The sequence below is a fragment of the Leucobacter sp. MMO-125 genome, from assembly GCF_037148395.1.
Taxonomy (GTDB): domain Bacteria; phylum Actinomycetota; class Actinomycetes; order Actinomycetales; family Microbacteriaceae; genus Leucobacter.
This window is the reverse complement of record NZ_JBBCTL010000004.1, coordinates 411,837-431,900: the sequence shown is the minus strand read 5'-3', so window position 1 is coordinate 431,900 and position 20,064 is coordinate 411,837. Positions and strand designations below refer to the sequence as shown.

Annotated in this window: 15 protein-coding genes; 13 read left to right on the top strand and 2 right to left on the bottom strand. The window is 63.9% G+C overall.

From position 1 onward, the window contains the following. The first annotated feature begins 10 nt into the window (after positions 1-10). Both WFI54_RS12045 and WFI54_RS12040 read left to right on the top strand, forming a co-directional pair. On the top strand, positions 11-685 hold the full coding sequence (locus tag WFI54_RS12045) for an SHOCT domain-containing protein (protein WP_336653040.1): 675 nt from the start codon (positions 11-13) through the stop codon (positions 683-685). 142 nt (positions 686-827) lie between these two features. After that, positions 828-1,970, top strand: a complete 1,143-nt coding sequence (locus WFI54_RS12040) for a tyrosine-type recombinase/integrase (protein ID WP_336653039.1) — start codon at positions 828-830, stop codon at positions 1,968-1,970. A gap of 297 nt (positions 1,971-2,267) precedes the next feature. Here the strand turns inward: WFI54_RS12040 and WFI54_RS12035 are convergent, their stop codons facing one another. Next, positions 2,268-2,933: an SOS response-associated peptidase family protein gene (locus WFI54_RS12035; protein WP_336653038.1), complete on the bottom strand. Its 666-nt coding sequence runs from the start codon at positions 2,931-2,933 to the stop codon at positions 2,268-2,270. Positions 2,934-3,160: 227 nt separating this feature from the next. Between WFI54_RS12035 and WFI54_RS12030 the strand changes: the two genes are divergently transcribed. The 5 genes from WFI54_RS12030 to WFI54_RS12010 all read left to right on the top strand — a co-directional run bounded on the left by WFI54_RS12030 (position 3,161) and on the right by WFI54_RS12010 (position 8,643). Then, positions 3,161-3,382: a hypothetical protein gene (locus WFI54_RS12030; RefSeq protein WP_336653037.1), complete on the top strand. Its 222-nt coding sequence runs from the start codon at positions 3,161-3,163 to the stop codon at positions 3,380-3,382. A 129-nt stretch (positions 3,383-3,511) separates the two neighbouring features. Then, a complete protein-coding gene (locus tag WFI54_RS12025; protein ID WP_336653036.1) occupies positions 3,512-4,303 on the top strand; it encodes an SDR family NAD(P)-dependent oxidoreductase in 792 nt (263 codons plus the stop codon). A 146-nt stretch (positions 4,304-4,449) separates the two neighbouring features. Then, complete coding sequence (locus tag WFI54_RS12020; RefSeq protein ID WP_336653035.1) at positions 4,450-5,238, top strand: class I SAM-dependent methyltransferase; 789 nt, start codon at positions 4,450-4,452, stop codon at positions 5,236-5,238. Between the two features lie 229 nt (positions 5,239-5,467). Then, complete coding sequence (locus tag WFI54_RS12015; RefSeq protein ID WP_336653034.1) at positions 5,468-6,385, top strand: class C sortase; 918 nt, start codon at positions 5,468-5,470, stop codon at positions 6,383-6,385. Between the two features lie 545 nt (positions 6,386-6,930). Continuing rightward, a complete protein-coding gene (locus WFI54_RS12010; protein WP_336653033.1) occupies positions 6,931-8,643 on the top strand; it encodes an RNA polymerase sigma factor in 1,713 nt (570 codons plus the stop codon). 37 nt (positions 8,644-8,680) lie between these two features. Here the strand turns inward: WFI54_RS12010 and WFI54_RS12005 are convergent, their stop codons facing one another. After that, positions 8,681-9,694: an RNA polymerase sigma factor gene (locus WFI54_RS12005; protein WP_336653032.1), complete on the bottom strand. Its 1,014-nt coding sequence runs from the start codon at positions 9,692-9,694 to the stop codon at positions 8,681-8,683. Positions 9,695-10,089: 395 nt separating this feature from the next. Here WFI54_RS12005 and WFI54_RS12000 point away from each other — a divergent pair, with 395 nt between their 5' ends. The 6 genes from WFI54_RS12000 to WFI54_RS12765 all read left to right on the top strand — a co-directional run bounded on the left by WFI54_RS12000 (position 10,090) and on the right by WFI54_RS12765 (position 19,771). Continuing rightward, positions 10,090-11,607 (top strand): SpaH/EbpB family LPXTG-anchored major pilin, encoded by a 1,518-nt coding sequence (locus WFI54_RS12000; RefSeq protein WP_336653031.1) that lies wholly within the window; start codon positions 10,090-10,092, stop codon positions 11,605-11,607. A gap of 172 nt (positions 11,608-11,779) precedes the next feature. Continuing rightward, entirely contained in the window at positions 11,780-15,280 is a 3,501-nt protein-coding gene (locus WFI54_RS11995) for a DUF7507 domain-containing protein (protein WP_336653030.1), read from the top strand. A 98-nt stretch (positions 15,281-15,378) separates the two neighbouring features. Next, positions 15,379-15,765 carry a hypothetical protein gene (locus tag WFI54_RS11990; protein ID WP_336653029.1) on the top strand — a complete coding sequence of 129 codons (387 nt, stop codon included), beginning with the start codon at positions 15,379-15,381 and terminating at the stop codon, positions 15,763-15,765. Positions 15,766-15,961: 196 nt separating this feature from the next. Continuing rightward, the gene (locus tag WFI54_RS11985) at positions 15,962-17,110 is read left to right on the top strand and encodes a carboxylate-amine ligase (RefSeq protein WP_336653028.1); all 1,149 of its coding nucleotides are present in this window, start codon (positions 15,962-15,964) and stop codon (positions 17,108-17,110) included. Between the two features lie 932 nt (positions 17,111-18,042). Continuing rightward, positions 18,043-19,071 (top strand): tyrosine-type recombinase/integrase, encoded by a 1,029-nt coding sequence (locus tag WFI54_RS11980; protein ID WP_336653027.1) that lies wholly within the window; start codon positions 18,043-18,045, stop codon positions 19,069-19,071. Between the two features lie 400 nt (positions 19,072-19,471). Continuing rightward, positions 19,472-19,771 (top strand): IS1595 family transposase, encoded by a 300-nt coding sequence (locus tag WFI54_RS12765; protein WP_442918652.1) that lies wholly within the window; start codon positions 19,472-19,474, stop codon positions 19,769-19,771. Positions 19,772-20,064 lie beyond the last annotated feature (293 nt).

Below are 20,064 nucleotides of genomic sequence, written 5' to 3'. Positions count from 1 at the left end.
GAAATCGAGAATGGGACTCTTCGACAAGATGAAGGACACCGCCGCGCAGGCGATGTCAGAGGCCAAACAGGCCGTCTCCTTGACCCGCGCCGATGTCGCTGCCGAATCGCGGGATGAGGAGCCTGCGATTATCGCTCCAGCAGGCCCCCAGCCTCTCTACCAGGCCGTGAGTCATATTGACGGTAAGAACGCGATGGTGCGGCTCTGGCCGGATCGCATCGAGTGGGAGCGGAAGCGCGGTGTCTCGGGAGCGAAAATCACCGCCGGTGTCATGACCGGAGGGCTCTCGATGCTCGCGACTGGTGTGAAAGGTGGGAAGGACGCATACGACATGCTGCTTCTCGAGCACGTGACCAACGTGTCAAACCGCAAAGACGGGATGCTCTACCATCTCGTAGAAGTCCAGACTGCATCCGGCGGGGCGGTCAACACGATCGGATTCCGCGTGAGTCGCGATGAAGCTGCTGACTTCCGTCAGGCCATCCTCAACGCGATCCAAGCTCGCAAGACGGGGTCGGCAACCCAGGTCAACGTAACGGTCGCTCAGCAAACCGCTGCATCGGCACCCTCCACGGCGCCCGACTATGCTGCTCAGCTGCAGCAGCTCGCAGGGTTGCGCGACGCCGGCGTGCTCACAGACGAGGAGTTCGCGATGAAGAAGGCCGAGATTCTCTCTCGCATGTAGAAGTTTGCCAACACAAAGGACCCCCGCAGCGCGTTCCGCCGGCAAGCAAGAATCGCGCCACGAGGGCCATAGACACGATCCACCAGGAAGGTGAACCGATGGAGATAACGATAGTCGAGCGCGCCCGAATCGCGGTGACCTGATGGCCACGATCAAGCCGTACGAGACTGCAGCGGGGAAGCGCTACCGGGTGCGATACCGGAAACCGGACGGTGCCCAGACGGACAAGAGAGGCTTCAAGACGAAGAAGGAAGCCGAACTCTTCCTCGCCTCGACCACGATCTCGAAAGCAACCGGCGACTACATCGACCCACAGGCCGGACGCATCACGATCGCGCAGCTCGGGAAGACATGGCTCGCAGGCAAGAAGTCAGTGGTGAAGGTGTCGCAGTACGCGTCGCTCGATTCGAGCTGGCGCACACACGTGCAGCCCGTGTGGGGCGAGCGCACCGTCGGGAGCATCAAGAAGTCGGAGGTGCAGACCTGGATTGCTGACCTGCGAGGCCGCCGCTCGGCGACGGTCGTGCTGCGGGCCCACGGGATCCTCGCAGGCATCCTCGACAGCGCCATGCACGACGGGCGGATCTCGAAGAACCCCGCCCGCGCCGTGCAGCTCCCGAGGAAAGGCCGAGCCGGTAAGACCTACCTGACGCACGACCAACTGCAGCGTCTCGCGGCAGCGTCGAAGTACCCCACTCTCATGCTCGTGCTCGGCTACACCGGTCTCCGATGGGGCGAAGTGAGCGCGCTCAGGGTGAAGCACGTGAACCAGGTGCGGCGGCGGTTCTCGATCGAGGAGAATGCTGTGCTCGTCGGCTCTGTCATCCATTCGGGCACCCCGAAGACGCACGAGCACCGCACTGTCCCGTACCCGCGCGTGCTCGCCCGGCGAATAAGGGAGCTCTGCGAAGGCCGCGACCCGAACGAGCTCCTGTTCGGCGACGGCACCCACTACATGCGGCTCCCGCACCCCTCGCACTCGTGGCTGAACGAGGCGGCGCGGAAAGCGCGAGAGCAGCAGGAGCGTGAGGTCGCTGCTGCGAAGGCGGCGGGCCGGAAGCTGGTGCTCACGCCGGTGCCGACGGTCTCCGTGCACGAGCTCCGTCATACTGCGGCGTCCCTCGCCGTGTCGTCGGGGGCGAACCCCAAGGCCGTGCAGCGGATGCTCGGGCATGCGTCTGCTGCCATGACGCTCGACACGTACGCGGATCTCTTCGAGGACGACCTGGATAGCGTCGCGGATCGCCTCTCTGCGGCCGCGGAGAAGGCCGGTTTGGCTGCGTGATCTTTGCCCACATTTTGCCCACACTCGACCATGTTTCATGCTCCCTGACACCCCCTCATGCCCCCTCATGATCCGCATGATTCCGCGGGAGGGACCGCCCCGCTTAGGCGTGAGGCGGTTTCAAATCCCCCCGTCTCCGCCAGAGGAACAACACGCGAAGGCCCCGATGTCCCAGTGCGAACTGGGTTCGGGGCCTTTGTCTTGTCTTCGGCAGTGACGTCGATCGCGCTACCTTCCGCGCAGCCGCAATGTGGTGCGCCCCGCCGTTCTTCGGAGTGGCGCGGGCTTGTGCATGTGTCAGAACAGTGTTGCCGTGCCGTCGGTGGGGTAGTGCGGTTCCATCGCGCGAGCGAGGTCTTCCGAAGCGATCTGCGTCTCAGCCACGAGCCTCGCATCCCCGGGGCGCTCGGGATCGAGCCATTCGGCAGCGAAGTCTGCCGGGATCGGGAGCGGCATTCGCGACTCGGTGCCGCCGCTGCTCTTCGACTTCACGGCCGAGGCCTTCCCTACCCCGCGCCGCGTGACCATCGCATAGCTGAGGCGCGTCTCTCCGGTCTCATCGTCTGTGACGGTCGAAGTGACGGCCGCGATCCAGAAGACGGATCCATCGGCGAGAGACCACCGCGGTTTCCCCTCGTCGTACCAGGTTGCCGGGAGCAACGCCCGGTGCTGAAATGCGCGAGACCAGTGCCTCATGAGTGAGTCGTCCCTCGCGTTGAAACTGTTGCGGCCTCTGGGTCCGCTGCCATCTGCCCAGAGCGACCACCACCCGAGCGCGAGATGATCCCCGACAAGCACCGGGTTCAAGTTCTTCGCATGGCGGCCAGTAATCTTGGCGTGCCCGTTGTGTTGCGCGAACCAGTCGTTCAGCAAGGCCAGCGAACCGGGTTCACTGATCGGCTCGTCTTCTCCGGGGAGCGGAATCGGGGTGCCGTCGCCGCTGAGGCCATATGAAGCGCACATGCGCCCAGCGTATGTCCGTGTCGCCGCGCGCGAAAGCCCCGAATGGTCTCCTGAGGTTCCTTGCCAGGTGCCGGCTTTGCCTGCTGCGGTGCCTCCGCATGCCAGCTGCCGCCCTGCCTACGCGGGGCGATCCGCCTGATCTCCTCGCCGAAGCTCGACTGCACCGTGTATCGCAAGCTTGCGCGGCGGGCGGTGAAATGTCAGAGGCCCCGGCTACGCTCGGTGGCATGGCGATCCGAGAGAACCGAGAGCTCGATGCGGGAGCATCGCGCTATGACGCCGCCCATGCTGAGACAGTGATCGCTGAACTTGAAGCGCAGTACGCGGCCGGTGAGATCGAGCGGCACGCCTACCTTGAGAAGAAGCGCGGTCTCGTGCGCCTCTTTCTCAAGTCGACCACGCAGCCGAAGAAGCGCCGTCGCTCCTTCGAGAACTACGACGGCGAGTAGGGCGGCCGCGCGGCCGGTATGGCGGCGGAGCTTGCCGGCCGGGTCGCGCTCGAACTGCACACGAACCACCAGTGCAGTGGTGCAAGATGCCGCTTTCGCCAGAATCGTGCGCCTCGGTAGGCTCGCCGCATGACCACATTCGAGCAGCGCAGAACCGCAATCGTTACAGGCGCGGGGGCACCCGACGGCATCGGCTTCGCGATTGCGCGGCGACTGCTTCTCGCAGGCATGAACGTTGTGATCGGGGCAACCTCGGAGCGCATTCACGAGCGTCGTGACGAGCTCCTGGCCGAGCTGTCAGATCCCGGCGCCGGGCAACGAGTCAGAGCGAGCATCGGAGACCTCTCCCACGAAGCCGGGGCGGTCGCGATCGTCGAAGCAGCAGTCTCCGCCTTCGGGGGAGTGGACGTGCTCGTCAACAACGCGGGAATGACCTCCGTCACCGACCCCCAAGATCCTGCGGCTATCGATGGCATCGGGCTCGAAGGTTGGAACCACGCTCTGCAACGCAATCTGACGACGAGCTTTCTCGTCACTCGGGCGGCGTTGCCGTGGGTGAACGCGAGCCCTGCTGGCCGCATCATCATGATGTCCTCAGTGTCGGGGCCGCTGCTGGCCTACCGTGGTGACATCGGCTACCACGCGGCGAAAGCGGGCATGGTGGGGCTGGTGCGGGGCCTCGTCGTTGACGTCGCAGGGCACGGCACCACGGTGAACGCGATTGCTCCGGGGTGGATCCACACCGGATCTGCCACACCGCACGAAGACGCGATGGGTCTCGCGACCCCGTTGCAGAGGTCGGGCACACCCGACGAGGTCGCCGCCGTCGCTGAGTTCCTCGCATCCGAGGGCGCCTCGTACGTCACCGGGCAGCTGCTCGTGGTCGACGGTGGAAACTCGATCCAGGATGAGAAGGGGTAACCTCTCGGGAGTTGCCCGCAGCCGCGCTGGGGCGATCCGCCGCGAAGCAGCCTCGTGCACAGTGGGACGCTCCCCGCGATGGCGGTCAGCATGCGCGACCTTCGGTGCTGAGCTCGATGGCCAGCGCGGCTGATAGCGTGGGTCAGGTGCAGAGGACGTTGCAGGGCGTGCGCGCCTATCGGAACCTGGCAGCAGAGGTGTATCACCTGGACAAGCCTGTCGGGCACTCGTTCGGTGACGTGGAGTTCTACGGCGAGTTGCTCGCCGGGGCCACTGGGCCCATCTTCGAGCCAGCGGCGGGCAATGGACGAGTTCTGATTCCACTGGCGCTCGACGGCCACACGGCCAGCGCCGCCGAGCCATCGCCCGACATGCGACGGCTGTTCGAGCAGGCGGCCGCCGCGGCCGGAGTCGACGTGCCCGTGGGGAGCGGGCTGTTCACCGATATTGACGCGGTCGAAGCCTACGAGGCGGTGATCATTCCGGCGGGGTCGATTCAGCTGCTCACCTCACCTGCCGAGACTCGAGCGGCATTGACTCGCATGCACCGATCGCTTGTCGCTGGCGGTCGGCTGATCTTCGATCTCGACGCTCTCGGCGGATTGTTCGCCTCGAGCGCGAGCGCTCGCTCCTGGCCGACCGATGATGGACTGATCACTCTCACCGAGACCATCGAGAGCATTGACCCCTCGACGCAAACCCGAACCTCGCAGCTGCGCTACGAGCGGTGGGTGGATGGTTTGCTTGCCGAGTCGCAACTCGAGCATTTCATCCTGCGTTTCTGGGGCTTGCACGAGATGTGCGCCCTGCTCGAACTGTGCGGCTTCGTCGACGTGGAGTTGCACGGTGACTACCGACGGGGTGCGCCGGTGACCTCCAGCACGGAGGTCACCACCGTTGTTGCAGCGAAGGCCGCGGCGACCAGCAGAGCGTAACGCCTCGAAGGGGGTATTCGAGCGGTTCGGCCTTGCCGGCGATATCGGCCGTGGGCACCGACCGCTCAACCGGCTCGGAGCGGGCTTGTGTGGAGGAGGCGGTTCTGTTACCGCGATCAGCGTGCTCGCGATCCGCCGCGAAGCTGCCTCGTGCGCGTCAGATTTCGCCGTCCCGAACTGTCTGTATTGGTGAGCGCTGTCCGCGCCGCCAGATTAAGGGTTGAGGGGCATGGGGAACGAGAGCCAGGTGGGGAGACACGTGCAGCGTCGGAGGTGGCGGCCCGGCCTCCTGACCTGGCTCATCATGGTGTTGGCGGTCGGTGGTCTCGGTGCCGGCCTGTACCCCTCAGCGGCCGCGTGGGTGGCTTCCTACAACCAGTCGCAGGTGATCCGCAGTGCTGAGTCGCTGCGGGACATGCTCACCCCGGGAGGCGAGCAGCAGCTCGCCGATGCACGCAGGTACAACGCGGCACTGTCTGCGGGCGTTCGCTTGGAGGCCGGCGCCAACGTTCCGGTGGGGGTGGGGGATTCGGGGGAGACCGGGCTGCGATACTCGGACCTGCTCAATGCGAACAAGGCGGGTCTGATGGCCCGAGTCAAGATTCCGGCGATCGATGTGGATCTGCCTGTTTACCACGGCACCGATGAAGCCACCCTTCTCAAGGGTGCAGGGCACCTTGAGGGCTCCCACCTGCCCGTTGGGGGTGCCGATACCCGCTCGGTCATCACCGCGCACCGCGGCTTGGCGAGTTCGACGATGTTCACGAATCTCGACAAGGTTCGTTTCGGCGACACGATCACGATTGAAGTCATGAGCGAGGTGCTCAGCTATCGGGTGTTCGACATTCAGGTGATCGACCCTGACGAAACCGGTTCATTGCGGGTGCAGCCTGGGAAGGATCTGGTCACCCTCATCACCTGCACTCCGCTGGGCATCAACTCGCAGCGGATCGTCGTGACCGGGGAGCGCATCACGCCTACCCCCGCCGCAGACCTTGCGGCCGCGGGTGCTGCACCGCTGATCCCCGGCTTCCCCTGGTGGGCGCTCATCGCAGGGGCCGGGTTGCTGCTCGTAGGGGCGTACGGCGTTCGGCAAGGGTTCGTTGATGGTCGTGCGCAGCCTCGCATCAAGATAACGAATACGTAACGGGCGTCAGATTCTGGTCGCACGCGGTGTCTCGCCTTCTGACGCCATGCTCACGCCAGCCGTGGCTGAGCCAGGCATGGCTGGCTTCGAAAGCCGGGAAGGAGCACTCGCTATGGGGGATGAAATCGATCTGAGTGCGCACGGGAAACCCTTGCGCCCTGCGATGCGCGTATGTGGGTCAAGGCAAGAATGACGCCCGCTCACCGGAGCCGGGGGAGCTGTGCGGTGAGCGGGCGTCCGATGCACTCGGCGATGAGAACGAAGTTGGGTAGACCTCGACGTGAGTGCATCACGTGCGCAGCGCCTGAGCAGCTTCGATGAAGCGTCGGTCTGTGCACCTGCACGCATCTATTGAGACACCAGAGGTGACGCGAATCTGACGCGGCGCCGGAAAATTCCAGACGTGATATCCGAGTTGGTGAGGGGAGCCGACCGAAACTGTGAACAGTCAGGGGGAGACCAGGGTGAGGGGAACGCGCTCGGTAAGCCATATGCGGCTTGCAGAAGCATCGGATATGTCGCTGGTGGAAATGACGCGGAGCGGCGTGAGCGACGCGTTCGGTGAACTTTGGAAGCGGCACGCTGCAGCGGTGCAGGCCGCGATTCGGAGCTTCACGGGCTTCGATCCCGACGATGTTGCGCAGGAGACGTTCTTGCGTGTGCTGCGACAGATCCAAGAGGGCCGAGGGCCCAATACGGCGTTCCGCGCGTACGCGATCATGACCGCACGGAACGTGTCAGCGAACATGGCTCGCGGTGCCAGCGGTGATGAGGTTACTGGAAGCCCCGACGAGGTCTTCGAGGAAGCCTCCGGGGTGCAACGCGACACGGAGAGCACTGTGCTCGGAAACGCGTTTACCGTGCAGGTCTTCTCGACCTTGCCGACGCGGTGGCAGGAGGTGCTCTGGTATCGGGAGGTCGAAGACCTCCCGGTGCGACAGATCTGCACGTATCTGGGGATGAGTGAGAACGCCACCTCGGTGCTGCTGAAGAGAGCCCGCGAGGGCTTCAAGCAGGCCTGGATCGCCGCAAACCTCGAGCCCTCGAAAGCGCTCTCACAGGATTGCACCTGGGTGCTCGAACGACTGCCGCAGTTCACCAGGGGCAAAGTCAGAAGCGGCGCGCTGAAAAAGATGGAGGCCCACTTCCTGGACTGTGCTCGGTGCGCGATCCTTGCCGAGCAGGCTGACTACCTGCATGCGAAGCTCGCACTCGTATTGCTGCCCGCCTTCATGGGCGGTGCGGCTGCCACGCAGTACGCAGCATGGCTTCAATCGGCCGGTGCAGGCCCCGCAGTTGCGGCGGTCGTGGCTTCCGATCCGCTTCTTGAGCGCGCTACGGAACCTGCCGCGCAGTCGAGCTCCGGAACGGGGCCGGGTGCTCTGAGCAAAGTGTTGATTCCGGTTGCCGTCCTCGGTGCTACGGGTGCGCTGATCCTGACGTTCGCGTTTGCTGGCTCCCCGCCCACGGAACGTGAAGAGCTGCGTTCTGGAGTGGGGGATTCAACTGTCGAAGCGACTGCAGGGATGTCGGGCGCGGGAACGGGCGTGAACGGGCGTGGATCGGGGGCTGCTGAATCCCCAGAGGGCGCGGGCTCCGGGGCGGAGAGTAAGGATGCAGAAGGCGGATCAGCCTCGCTGGCCGGGGAGGATGCTGGGCCCGCCGTTGACGGTTTGCCCGCCCCTGCTGAACCGCTGCCTGGTGCGCCCGCTTCGGGATTCGTCACCCTGGCTGCGAGTCCGCTCGATGGCTACGAGGTCGGCGTGTTTCCGAGGCTTGTGGGGCGTGCAATGCCGCGAGCAACGGTGACCCTCACCGTCACAAACGAACGTGGAGAAACGCGCACCGGCGTAGCATATGCCGACGCGCAGGGCCGCTGGGCATATACGCCGACGGAGCTGATGGGGGTTGTGACGGTCACTGGATCCCAGTCGTACCCTGCGGGAGGCTCGGTTGCGGCCGAAGCAGGCGTGCTGATCGGGGTGTTCCAGGTGGGCAGAGGCTTGGGCATCGAAGTGGTGTCGATCGGCCCCGATCAGACCACGATCCGCGTCACCGGTCTCGGCTCGCCCACGAAGAACCAGGTCGTGAATATCGAATCGACGGCGCTCGGGATGCTCGCGTCGAAGTACCCGCCCACCGCGGCAGGTGAGGTCGCGCTAACGGTGCCCTATGCCCGTGCCGCCCTCGGAGATCTTCGTTTCTGGCAGGGGGACACCTCGGAAGGGCCTCGCCGCACCTGGTGGCGCACCTCCTAACGCGGGGTGAGAGCCGATGTAGCAGTCTTAGGCAGGCTCACCGCTCCAGGGAGGCGCTTGACAGATGCAACGCTGTGATCTCAGTGCGTTGCTTGTCACTGGGTGATGAGGCTACGAAGCCTACAGTGAGAGCGCAAACCGTCGCGGCCGAGGCGAGTAAGGTGAGCGGTCCTCGGGACAGTCGCGCCGAGCCCAGGACTTGCGTTTCGCTCGCCACGACCGCGATCTCGTCGGTCGGTGGGTGCTCGACGGTCGTATCGGGCTGCGGCGAGTGGGCGAGGGGCCCTGGATCGCTGAGTAGGAGCGGAAGCAGGATGAGTGCCAGGCGGCGCTTCAGCCGGTTCGCCTCGCGGGCCGAGCGAGTGCACTGGGCGCACTCGCTCAGGTGAGCGTCGACGCGCTGCCGCACGGCTGCGGATCCGCGGCCGCGCGAGTGTTGGGGCAATCGCTCGATGACCCAGAGGCATTCGGCTGAGCATGCCGCGTCGATGTCGAGGTGGGCGAGGATCCACGCCTGTTTGAAGCCCTCCCTGGCTCGTCCAAGAAGGGCACTCGTCGCGTTTTCGCCGATGCCCAGGCAGCTCGAGATCTCTGTGATGGAAAGACCTTCGACGTCGCGGTACCAGAGCGCGGTCTGCCAGCGAGGCGGGAGGGACCCGAAGACTGATGCGGTGAAGCCGTCGGCCTGGATTTGCTCTCCCGGGTCATCAGCCTCGAGGGTGATGTGGTCGAGAAGGTCCTCAGGGAGGCCGGTGATTTCGGTGCTGGATCGACGCTTCCCCATCGTGGACGCCACCGATCGTGCCGTGGTGACTGCATATGCGCGAAAGGAGGTTTGCGGACCGTTCCCGGATTTCAGCTGTTGCCATATTCGCAGGAACGCCTCCTGAACGACGTCATTCGCATCAAGATTGGTGTGCGACCGGATCGCCGACAGAATCGCATCGGCATGCCGTTTCCAAAGTGTGCCGAACGCTGCGGCGCTGCCGTCTCGTGACGCCTCCAGCAGCTCCAAGTCGCTCGGCTCCGCTAAGCCACACTTCTCCCCCATGTGGTGCCTCCCCCAAGGTCACATTTCGAAACTCCGCATGAAGCTTCCCGGTCAGACGCTCCCAGAGGTCGTCTCGTGGAGCCTCAGCTCGGGCACGCCACGTGCGTGCGAGGTCTCCGTTGAACCTGCTTCTCAGCGTAGTGGGTCGGCGAGGGCCCTGGGGCAGGCCAGGTGCTGCATTCCGGTGATGTGCTGTTGCAGTGCGCGGTCGAGGGACTACGTACGGGGGGATTGTCTAGGGATGGTGGAAGTGTGCCGCTCCAGTAAATGTAACAAAAAGATAACGGTCGTCAGAATCTCCACGGGGCCGGTGTCTCTGTTGGTGACGCGATGCAAAGAGCATGGCTCGATGAGGGGTTCAGCGGGCCTCGATCGGTACGGAAGGAGATGTTCGGTTGCTTAAGCGGAACACAAGGCGGCGCGTAGCTGCGATGATTGGAGCGGCCGCCGTGGGCGTCGTCGCACTTATGGGCGGAGGGAGCGCCGCAGTCGCTGCCCCCCAGGGCTTTGGGGATATCGATTTCGAGCGTTCGGGCTCCCTCACAGTCCACAAGTTTCTTCACCAGGTGACACCGGGCCAGGGAGACATCAGTGAGGCGCCTGCGGACGGAGAGTTCACTGATCCCGTTGAGGGAGTGGTCTTCACCGTCTATCCGTTGTTGAAGAACGGTCAGGCACTCGACCTGACGGTTCCTGCGAACTGGGATGCTCTGCAGTCGCTCGTGCCGGGTGCGGGCTGCGCAGCCCCTCCCGGGTACACACTCGGTGCTGCACAGGCCATGCCGCTCACGAACAGTGCAGGCATCGCCCAGGTATCGCTCACGATCGGCGCCTACCAGGTGTGCGAAACGTCGGCGCCTGCGCAGATCATCGATGCCGCATCGCCGTTCATCGTCACCATCCCCATGCCGCACCAGAGCGGGTGGGTGTACGACGTGCACGCCTATCCCAAGAACGGTGAGGCGACTATCACGAAGTCGATCGACGAGCAGCAGAACACCGGTCTCGGGGCTGTCGTCAAGTTCCCCGTGTCGGCGCCGATCCCTACGACCGGTGATGACTGGACCGGATTCGCGATCCGCGACACTTTTGACTCGCGTCTTACCCCCGTCGCCGCCGCTGACATGCCAGTGACGGTCAACGGGGCAGCGCTCGATCCGACCTACTACACGCTCACCGTGGCAGGTCAGCAGATCACCATGAACTTCACCCCTGCCGGCCTCGCCTGGTTGAACCAGGGCCCAAATGCGCAGGCAGGCAAGACGATCCAGGTGGTCTTTGCCGGGACGGTGACTAGCTTGGGGAATGGCACCATTACCAACACTGCTGAGCTGTGGCCGAATAACCCCGGCTTTGACCCGAACACGAAGCCTCCTGTGCCGTCGCCCACCGTCGAGACTCACTGGGGTTCACTGGCCGTGCAGAAGCGAGCTGCCGGAACCGCTGGTGACCAGGGCAAGCTCAACGGGGCGGTGTTCGAGGTGTACAACGCCGTCGATCCCTATGCCGCGGATTGCTCTGCAGCTGAAGCCACGGGAGACCCGATCGAGGTGAACGGCACCACGAACTTCGCCTCCACAGGAACCGGTGTCATCTCGATCCCGGGGCTGTTCGTGAGCGACAGCGTCAACCCCGCGATCGACGCGCTGCAGCGCTGCTACGTGCTCAAGGAGATCGCGGCTCCTGCAGGATATGTTCTGCCCGCTGACCCGTTCACGGCGGTCACGGTCAAGATCGGTGAAACCACGGTCTCGGACAATGTCGAGATCGTGAACACCCAGCAGGGGGTCCCTGAACTGCCGTTGACCGGTGCGGCAGGGCAGGTGCTCCTCATCGCAGGCGGTATCGCCGCGATCGCCATTGCGGCAGGGCTGATCCTTCTCAACCGACGCCGAGCGGCTGACACAAACTAGCAAGGTCTCCGCTGGGGGCGCAGCACTGGCTGCGACCCCAGCGGAATCACCGCTTTCCCAGGCCCGCGACTCGTCCGGGCGACTGAGGTACTCAAGTCGCCCGCCCGCCTCTCGGCGCAATATTGCGCGCGAGAGTTTTTGACTTCCCGATCCACAATCAGGAATGGACCAAATGTTCACGTTCGATCTCAGCGCAAATGCCAAGAACGAAAAGCGATCGAGTGCGCGCGACCGCCTGAAGAAAGCCGGTGCCGCTTTGCTCGCGTGTTCCGTAGCGGCCGGTGTTACCGTGCTGCAGCCTCCGGTCGCAGCTGAAGCGGTGACCCCGGTGTACGAAATCCAGGGCAACTGGTCTGCGGGCACGGGGAACCCGGTAAAATCCGGCACCGGGCTCACCACGGTGTGGCGCTACAATTTGAATGACTCTGAAGCTGCACCCGAGAACCCGTCGCAGAGCAATGTGACCATCACCTTCACGGCACAGCACGCGCTCTTTACCGACATGCCGGCGGAGTGCCTCAGGAGTGGCGTCTCACCGGTGTCTGCGATCCAGGACAACGGCGCGACGCTGGTCTGCAATCTGGGCACGCGAGACCTCGGAACGGCAGAGCTTCTGCTGGCAGGCATCCAAGTCGAAGGAAACACCGGTGACCGGGTCGGGCTCTCCGCCAAGATTGGGCAGCCCGGTGTCAATGAGGTGATGGCTTCACTGCCGCTGCTCGACATCGTAAACCCGTTCGCGATGGACATGCAGTTCAGCGGCGGCACGCCGAACAATTCGCAGGACGGGGGGCAGAACGTTGTCTCGTTCCCCTGGTCCTTGCGCCACGCTCCCGGCTCGACGGCCGGCCCAAACAGCGTGAGCTACGACCTCACGTTCACCGCGAGTGCCGGGGACACCGTCACCCCGGCCGCAACGGGCTGCACCGCACAGAATCTCAGCAACTCGGGATACCCCTACTCGGGCTCCGGCTTCGCCGCATCCCAGACCGCTCCGTTCCCCACGAATTGCACCCTGACCCAGGTGTCGAGCAATCGGCTCAGGCTGACACTCACCGGCATCGACTACTCGAAAACGCTTGATCCTCGCCGAGACTCGACGGGGGTGGCGCTGCCGACCGAGTGGGATGTGGTCGCTGCGGGCCTCCTTGTGGTGCGGTTTACCTACACGAGCCCGACGACACTCTCCTTCACCGCGACAGCGCCCACCTATACCTCGACGATCGGGGAGACTAGCGCTGACAATCCGGCGAACAATAGCAACTCGGTCGCGGTGACGAGGGGCGTCTGGACCGGCGGCTGGATTCTCAACCAGATGTCTCCTCCGGTCACCGGCACTATCTGGACCGACACCTACCGCACGATGGCCGGCCAGCCAGTGCTCGCCACATCCGGCGTACGGCCTCCGACAGGAAGCGAGACCCAGACGCAGGTGTGCACGGTGCTTGACACCAGGTATGTGACGTTCGTCAGCACCAAAGCATCTTCATGGCTGAGCTCTCAGCCCTATCCCGGCGTCGTGTACGAGTACTTCACTGGCACCGGCACGGGTGGCATGGTCGACCCTAATAGCAAGGACTACAATCCTGACAACTTCCGCTGCGACGGGTCCACCGGATCGAACTGGCAATCAACGTTGCCGTCAGATCTGTCAACCGTCAAAGCGATCCGCGCCACCTTCCCAGCGTCAGCGAACATCCCCGACGCGATTGCGCCGTTGCGCACCTTCGCCACAGTGAAATCCAATGTTGAGGTTGGTCAGGACATCTGGACCTGGACCAGCTACAAACTCGGCAACGATGCCTGGTTCAACCCGCAGCGAGGCACGAACCTGGCTGACAAGCCGCTCTCAGGAACCGCAACTCCAGGATCACGCTATCCCTTCACCGGCGGTGGCCGTGACGTGCTGCGCATCGTCGCTGGTCAACCTCACATCGACAAATCCGTGGACCAGACCACCACAATGCCGGGCGCTACCGTCAACTTCACCCTCAACTACCGGGTAGATGCGCCGGTGGACACGGTTGTCAACGACGTTGATATCACCGATGCGCTGCCGGCCGGCCTCAGCTACGTGCCAGGGAGCGCGAGCATTGCGCCGACCGCGGTGAACGGGCAAAACGTTGCCTGGAACATCGACGGTGTCTCCACGAACACCGATTACACAATCCTGCTGAGCGCGACCATCAACGGGTCTGCCAACCCCGGTGACACCTTCACCAATCGTGCTGAGATCCAGTTGGCGGGTGTGAAAGATTCGGACACGGCTGCGACGCGCGTGCGCGATGGAGGCTACACCTTCCTGACCAAGACCGTCGATGCGCAGCAAGTTCCTCACCAGGCGGGGACAGCGAGCGATCAGTGGACAATCAGGCTCACCTCCGCGGATTCGGTTGCGCAGAGTTTCACCGACACCATTGACATCCTCCCGTACAACGGTGACGGTCGCGGCACGAGCTTCTCAGGCTCATATCAGTTGTCAAACCCGGTGACGGCGGTTGCGGGAGCCACGGTCTACTACTCTGTCGCCGATCCTGCCACGCTGGCCGACGACCCCGCGCACCCCTCAAATGGAGCCTCCGGCAACCCGGCAGGCAATACCGTCGGCTGGACCACGAGTTTCATGCCCGATGCCACCGCTGTGCGCGTCATCGGCCCGGCGCTGCCCGCTGGCGCGAGCCAGCAGTTCACGATCGGGGTCACCACCAGCGGAGCCACCTTCGACGACATCTATGTGAACCGTGCTGAGGCGCGTACCTCCCGTACGCAACTCGTGATGCGCACTTCCAGCTGGTTCCAGATCGCGGCTGTGAACTCTGTCACGATCAAGAAGTACGTCCAAGACGACCAGGGCGCCTGGCATGACGCGCAGAACATCGACGACTACCCGACCCGATACGCCGGTGACACGGTGCCGTACCGGCTCGTCGTCACCAACACCGGCGACCAGCCGTTGACCAATGTGGAGATCACCGATGACAAAGTCGATCTCGCCGCGCTCGATCCGCTGCCCGAAGGGCTTGCTGCCGGGGCTGTGATCCCTGAGCTCCTTCCCGGCGAGCAGAACGCCGTCGTGATCGAGTACACGCTCGAACTGGGTGACGAAGCAGCAGGCGGAACCCTGATCAACAATGCCTGCGCCACACCGTCGGATACCGCCGTCGACCAGTCGTGCGATCCCGCAGGCATCGTCGTCAACACCTCGACGCTCGCGTGGGAGAAGGTGAGTGCGGGGCCTTCGGGCGAGCATCTTTCGGGCTCCGAGTGGTCGCTGGTGCGGGTCAACGCGAACGGCGACCCGGTCGCGGCTGCGATCGCGGTCACCGACTGTATCGCGAGTGACGCTGCAGACTGCAGCGGGCCTGATCGTGATCCGGCGGCTGGCACATTCCGCATCGTGGGCCTCATAGCCGGCGACTACATCCTCACGGAGACCCGCGCTCCGGTGGGCTATGTCCTCGACGATACGCCGCGCAGCATCACCGTGCGCGGCGAGACGGCCTTCGATATGCCGATCGAGAATGAGCAGTCAGCGGTGCCGCAGCTGCCGCTGACAGGCGGTGTGGGCACCCTGGGCTTCACGCTCGTCGTGGGTGGTCTGGGAGCGGGGCTGGTGCTCGCGCTATGGATGCAGCGACGCCGAAGCTCCGGTGCAGCGCCTGGTGTTCGATGACCGCATGGCTGAGCGCCGAACCCGTGGGGTTCGGCGCTCAGCGCCGCAAGCGATCGATTCCGGGTGCGGCGGCGCCGGGCTGTGCCTACGATGAAGGCATGCACAGGCTGCGCGCGAGAGATGTTGTCGACGTCTTCGTCTACACCGCTGTTCTCGCGATCTTCACCGAGGTCTTTCCCGAGGTGGTCAGCGAGTCGTTTCTCACCTCGCTGGTCACGGCGGTGCTAATGAAGGTGGTTCTTGAACTTGCTGTGGCGGCGAAGGCGCGCGTCATCGCGAGATTCAAGCGCGCCCCATCCGTGCAGGCGCGGGCTGTTGCGACCGCGGGCTTTGTGATCGTTGCTGCGGGCAGCAAGGCTCTCATTCTCTGGCTCACCGATCTCGTGCTCGGCGACGCGGTGCACCTGGGAGGGTTTTTCTCGGTCACCCTGCTGGTGGTGACGCTGATGCTGACGCGAGCGGGGGTGCGGCGACTCATCGACTGAGAGGCGCGGCGCGGTCTAGGTCTACCCCTGGGCTTAAAAGTCAAGGGGCTGACCTGGCGGGCTCCACCCCCGAAGCTGGAAGCAATTCCCGGCAATGTGCCGGCGGCGCAGCCGGCGAGCCTGATCGGCTCGGGATGGCTGAGCATCGGTGCACACGCCCGGCTCGAGCGTGGTGAACGGGAGATGCAGGATGGTGATGAGGGATGCCGGTTCCGAGCCCCGCACGGTTGGGGTGGAGGAGGAGCTGCTGCTGGTGGACGGCCGGTCGGGACAGCCTGTCGCGGTGGTCGACGCGGTGCTCGCGGCCGCGGTGGGGGCACCCGACCAGGAGTCTCCTGGCCTTGAGCGGGAGGCGAAACGGGAGCAGCTTGAGGTGGTCTCGCCCCCGTGCCGCACCCTCGACGAGCTCGCGCGATCCATCCTCCTCGGCCGCCGCCGAGCGGATGATGCTGCCCGGCGGGTCGGGGTGCGTGCTGCTGCGCTCGGCACGAGTGTGCTTTCCGTCGATTCGCACGTCACGCCAAGCCCCCGCTATGCAGCAATCGGCAAGCGCTTCGGTGTCACCATGCGTGAGCAATTGACCTGCGGTTTCCACGTTCACGTTGCCGTCTCCGATGACGCCGAGGGAGTGGCGGTGCTCGACAGAATCAGGCCGTGGTTGCCCGTGCTGCTCGTGCTGAGCGGCAACTCGCCGTTCTGGCGGGGCGAGAACACCGGCTACGCGAGCTACCGCTATCAGGCGTGGGGGCGTTGGCCCTCGGCTGGTGTGTACGATCGCTTCGGCTCGCCGGCGGAGTACCATCGCGTCGTCGCATCGCTGATTGCGAGCGGTGTAGTGCTCGACCCCGGCATGATCTACTTTGATGCCCGCCTGAGCGCCCACTATCCCACTGTCGAGGTGCGGGTGGCCGATGTGTGCATGGACGCTGAAGATGCGGTGGTGATCGCGGCGCTGGTGCGTGCGCTTGTCGAGACCGCCGCTCGCGAGTGGCGCGGTGGCATCGAGCCCGTGTCAGCCGAGAGCGCGGTGCTGCGGCTCGCGATGTGGTCGGCGAGTCGGTTCGGGATCGGCGGCACGGGTTTGGTGGATCCGATTGCCGGCGCCCCTCGCAGCCCCCGTGCCGCCGTGTCGGAACTGCTGAGCCACGTTGCCGCTGCGCTGGATCATGCCGGGGACCGTGCGCGAGTGGAGCGCGGGGTGACCCGCATGCTCGCCGAAGGCACTGGGGCGGATCGGCAACTCCGGGTGCTGTCGGAGGGCGGTAGCCTGCGCGCCGTGGTGATGGACGCCGTGGAGTTCACGAATCGCGGATCAGCTGCGTCAAGCGCACCGTCGGCGGCGTAGGGCAGGACTGGACGGGGCGTGATCCCGGCGACGAAGGTTGCGGGGCTGAAGTGGGCGAGGCTGAGGTTCTTTGAGCTGCAGTGTTTGGGGCTGGCGTTTTCGGTGCGCTCAGATGAGCCGCTCGGGGCGGTAATGCGGAAGCGGGATCGTGGCCTCGAGTTCGTCGTCTTCGATGACTGTGGCAGCGGCTGGGGCTACGGGTGGCTGCGTAGTGTCGGTCATTGCTGCTCCTCGATGTGTCTCTGACGGCGCTTCTCTGACGGCGCGTCTCGGTCTGTGCGGGAAGCCTCAGTATCCGGCAAGACCGGCCTACACAGGAGGGGCTGGCGCACCTACCCATCGCCCGCTACTATGCCCTGCCCTGCCCTGCCTTCTCTGCTCTCCCATTCCTCTTCCCGCTCTCTTCAAGGCGTGAATCGCAGTTCAAACTGAGCTTTTGGGTGGGCTTCTCCGCCTGAACTGGGGAGCAGGAGCGGAGGAGGTCCTGGGTGGGGAGGGGGAGTTTGGGCAGGGCAAAGCAATGGGAAAGGGGCTGGCGCAGGGAGGGGTGAGGGCGCAGGCATACCCGAGGGAGGAAAACGAAAACACCCCGTCGCTGTGCGACGGGGTGTTTCTCTTGGTGCGCCCCGAGGGATTCGAACCCCCGACCTTCTGATCTGGAGTCGATCCCGAGGCTTCTGGAGGATGGCTTGATCTGGGATCTCAGAGGGCTGCAAGTCTTGTGGGAGGCCGACTCGATTGTCGAGAGCCACCTCAGGCAGCTTACCTTCGGGTCTCCGAGAGGTGTGTCGTAGTGCAAAGGGGTCCGCTGAGGCGGACCCCTTTGCACTTCTACTATCGTTGATATGCGGATCAAGGGAGATCGATATCTGACAACCGCGTAGGGCTTGTCAGTTCGATGCAAATAAGTAGCAACATCTCTGAGGTGGGAATTGGACGATCCGCGTGCTCTGCCGGTGCCAGTGGAATGGAGGGAGCCGATCGACAGCTTCCTCCAGTATTGCTCGGCGGTAGGGAGGCGGGAGGAGACTATCCGCACCTTCCGAGAACGCTTGGAGAATTTGGCGAGGGCAGCCGGAGTGGAGCCGTTCTCTTTCGACCGCTCTGCCTTGCTCACTTTCCTTGCATCGAGGACGCACTGGTCGAGTGAAACGCGTCGTGCTCGACTACAAACCTTCCGTGTCTTCTGGAAATGGGCAATCGTGGATGGGCGGGCCACCTTCAACCCGGTCGAAGATATGCCTCGCGTTCCAATGACGCCACCCAACCCCAGTCCAGTGCCATATCGCATCTACTTGGCGTCCTTGCTTCGCGCAGATAGACGCACGTGCCTCATCCTGCGATTGGGTGCCGAGCTAGGGCTTCGGCGCGGTGAAATTGCCATCATTCGGTCCGAGCTAGACCTCTTCAAGAACGAGGAGAATTGGTGGCTTACTGTTCATGGAAAGGGTGGCAAGATCCGCGTCGTGCCTGTTCCTGAGTCGCTCGCGTTCGAGATCACGGCCTTCGCGGAGGGGAACCTTTGGTTGTTCCCGGGGAACAAGGATGGTCACCTTTCTCCCCGGTATGTTTCTGTGCTCGCGAATGCAGTGCTTGAAGGTGCTTGGACCCTCCATAAACTGCGTCATCTTTTTGCGAAGCGGACCTACCAAGTATCTCGCGACATCTACGCTGTGCAGATGCTCCTCGGCCATTCTTCTCCGAAGACGACACAACAGTACGTCCCAGTAGAAGAGGAGTACCTACGGGACATCGTCAACCTTGTCGCCACAAAGTCGTTCAATATCGAACTTGATGTGAAGCTCAGAATGCATGCGGAGAATGTCATCACAATTGACCTCAACACTATCAGCCCCTCCGAAGCGATGTTGCTGGTAATGCGGTTGAGTGAGCGCGCTGTTGGGGCGGATGGCGGGAGCTCGGTCCCGATCCAGCTTCAGTCCTACCGTCGTGCGAGCTAGGCACTTGGGAGGACGAGGCGAAGGTGCCTGGAGCCACTGCCTTGAAGATAGGCAGCTCCGTTGGGCTCCGGTCATCTTGCGACTGGTTCAGCTTCCGATGATTCGGTGGATGTCATCCCAGCAACGTATCGATCCCATATCGAACATCGCTTCTGGGTGTCTGTCTAGCTGAAGCATTCTTGTGTTGACACGTACGAGCGGCACCCGATCGCCGGCGAGTACCACCTGTGCACGATGCAAGAGTTCCAGTCATTGTTTTCTCGACGGTGCCGCATGCCTGCGCTACCTGTAACGATTGCGGCGGGGAGAGGGGTTCAAATGCCCTAGATGCTCCGGGAAGGATTGCCGGCTGGCCGCTGACGGGCTTCGAATATGCCGCGCATGCCAGCGTTGCAGTTCGGTGACTGCGGGCACGATCTTTCACCGCACGCGTTTCCCGCTGCAGATCTGGTTCATGGCGGCCTGGCTGATCGCTTCGCAGAAGAACGGGATGAGTGCGCAGTCATTGCAGCGCTTGCTCGGGTTCGGGTGGTGCGAGACAGCGTGGGCGTGGTTGCGCAGATTCCGCCGGGTCATGGTGCGCGAGAGCAGAGAGAAACTCCGTGGTCTGGTCGAGATCGACGAGACCTTCGTGGGCGGGATGAGTGCCGGGAGCAGCGGCGCATCCACGGGGAAGGCATGCCCCCGGGGCCGCGGTTGAGAACCCCGGCCCCTGGACGCACGCTCGGGAGGATGAGTCTCGGCCTCGCGGATTGGCTGAACACGATCGGGCTCGTCGCGTTTGCGCAGAACCATGTCCAGGAAGGATCCAGGATTCATACGGACGAGGCCCAGATGATGCGCCGCCTCGCGGATCTCGGATACAACCGAAGGTACAGCTCAAAGAGAGGACTCAAGTGTTGAGCGAGGCACAAGTTTGCCACGTAGCGACACGTCAAAGCCATCGGCGAGGTTCCGTTCGTGCTCGCGCGATGGCGGATCAGCAGGATCATC

What these genes read in the sequence shown, in the direction of transcription:
- WFI54_RS11995 (WP_336653030.1), top strand. Translation starts at nt 11,780, where the DNA reads ATGTTCACGTTCGATCTCAGCGCAAATGCCAAGAACGAAAAGCGATCG.
- WFI54_RS11990 (WP_336653029.1), top strand. Translation starts at nt 15,379, where the DNA reads ATGCACAGGCTGCGCGCGAGAGATGTTGTCGACGTCTTCGTCTACACC.
- WFI54_RS12015 (WP_336653034.1), top strand. Translation starts at nt 5,468, where the DNA reads ATGGGGAACGAGAGCCAGGTGGGGAGACACGTGCAGCGTCGGAGGTGG.
- WFI54_RS12005 (WP_336653032.1), bottom strand. Translation starts at nt 9,694, where the DNA reads ATGGGGGAGAAGTGTGGCTTAGCGGAGCCGAGCGACTTGGAGCTGCTG.
- WFI54_RS12030 (WP_336653037.1), top strand. Translation starts at nt 3,161, where the DNA reads ATGGCGATCCGAGAGAACCGAGAGCTCGATGCGGGAGCATCGCGCTAT.
- WFI54_RS12035 (WP_336653038.1), bottom strand. Translation starts at nt 2,933, where the DNA reads ATGTGCGCTTCATATGGCCTCAGCGGCGACGGCACCCCGATTCCGCTC.
- WFI54_RS11985 (WP_336653028.1), top strand. Translation starts at nt 15,962, where the DNA reads ATGAGGGATGCCGGTTCCGAGCCCCGCACGGTTGGGGTGGAGGAGGAG.
- WFI54_RS12045 (WP_336653040.1), top strand. Translation starts at nt 11, where the DNA reads ATGGGACTCTTCGACAAGATGAAGGACACCGCCGCGCAGGCGATGTCA.
- WFI54_RS12025 (WP_336653036.1), top strand. Translation starts at nt 3,512, where the DNA reads ATGACCACATTCGAGCAGCGCAGAACCGCAATCGTTACAGGCGCGGGG.
- WFI54_RS12040 (WP_336653039.1), top strand. Translation starts at nt 828, where the DNA reads ATGGCCACGATCAAGCCGTACGAGACTGCAGCGGGGAAGCGCTACCGG.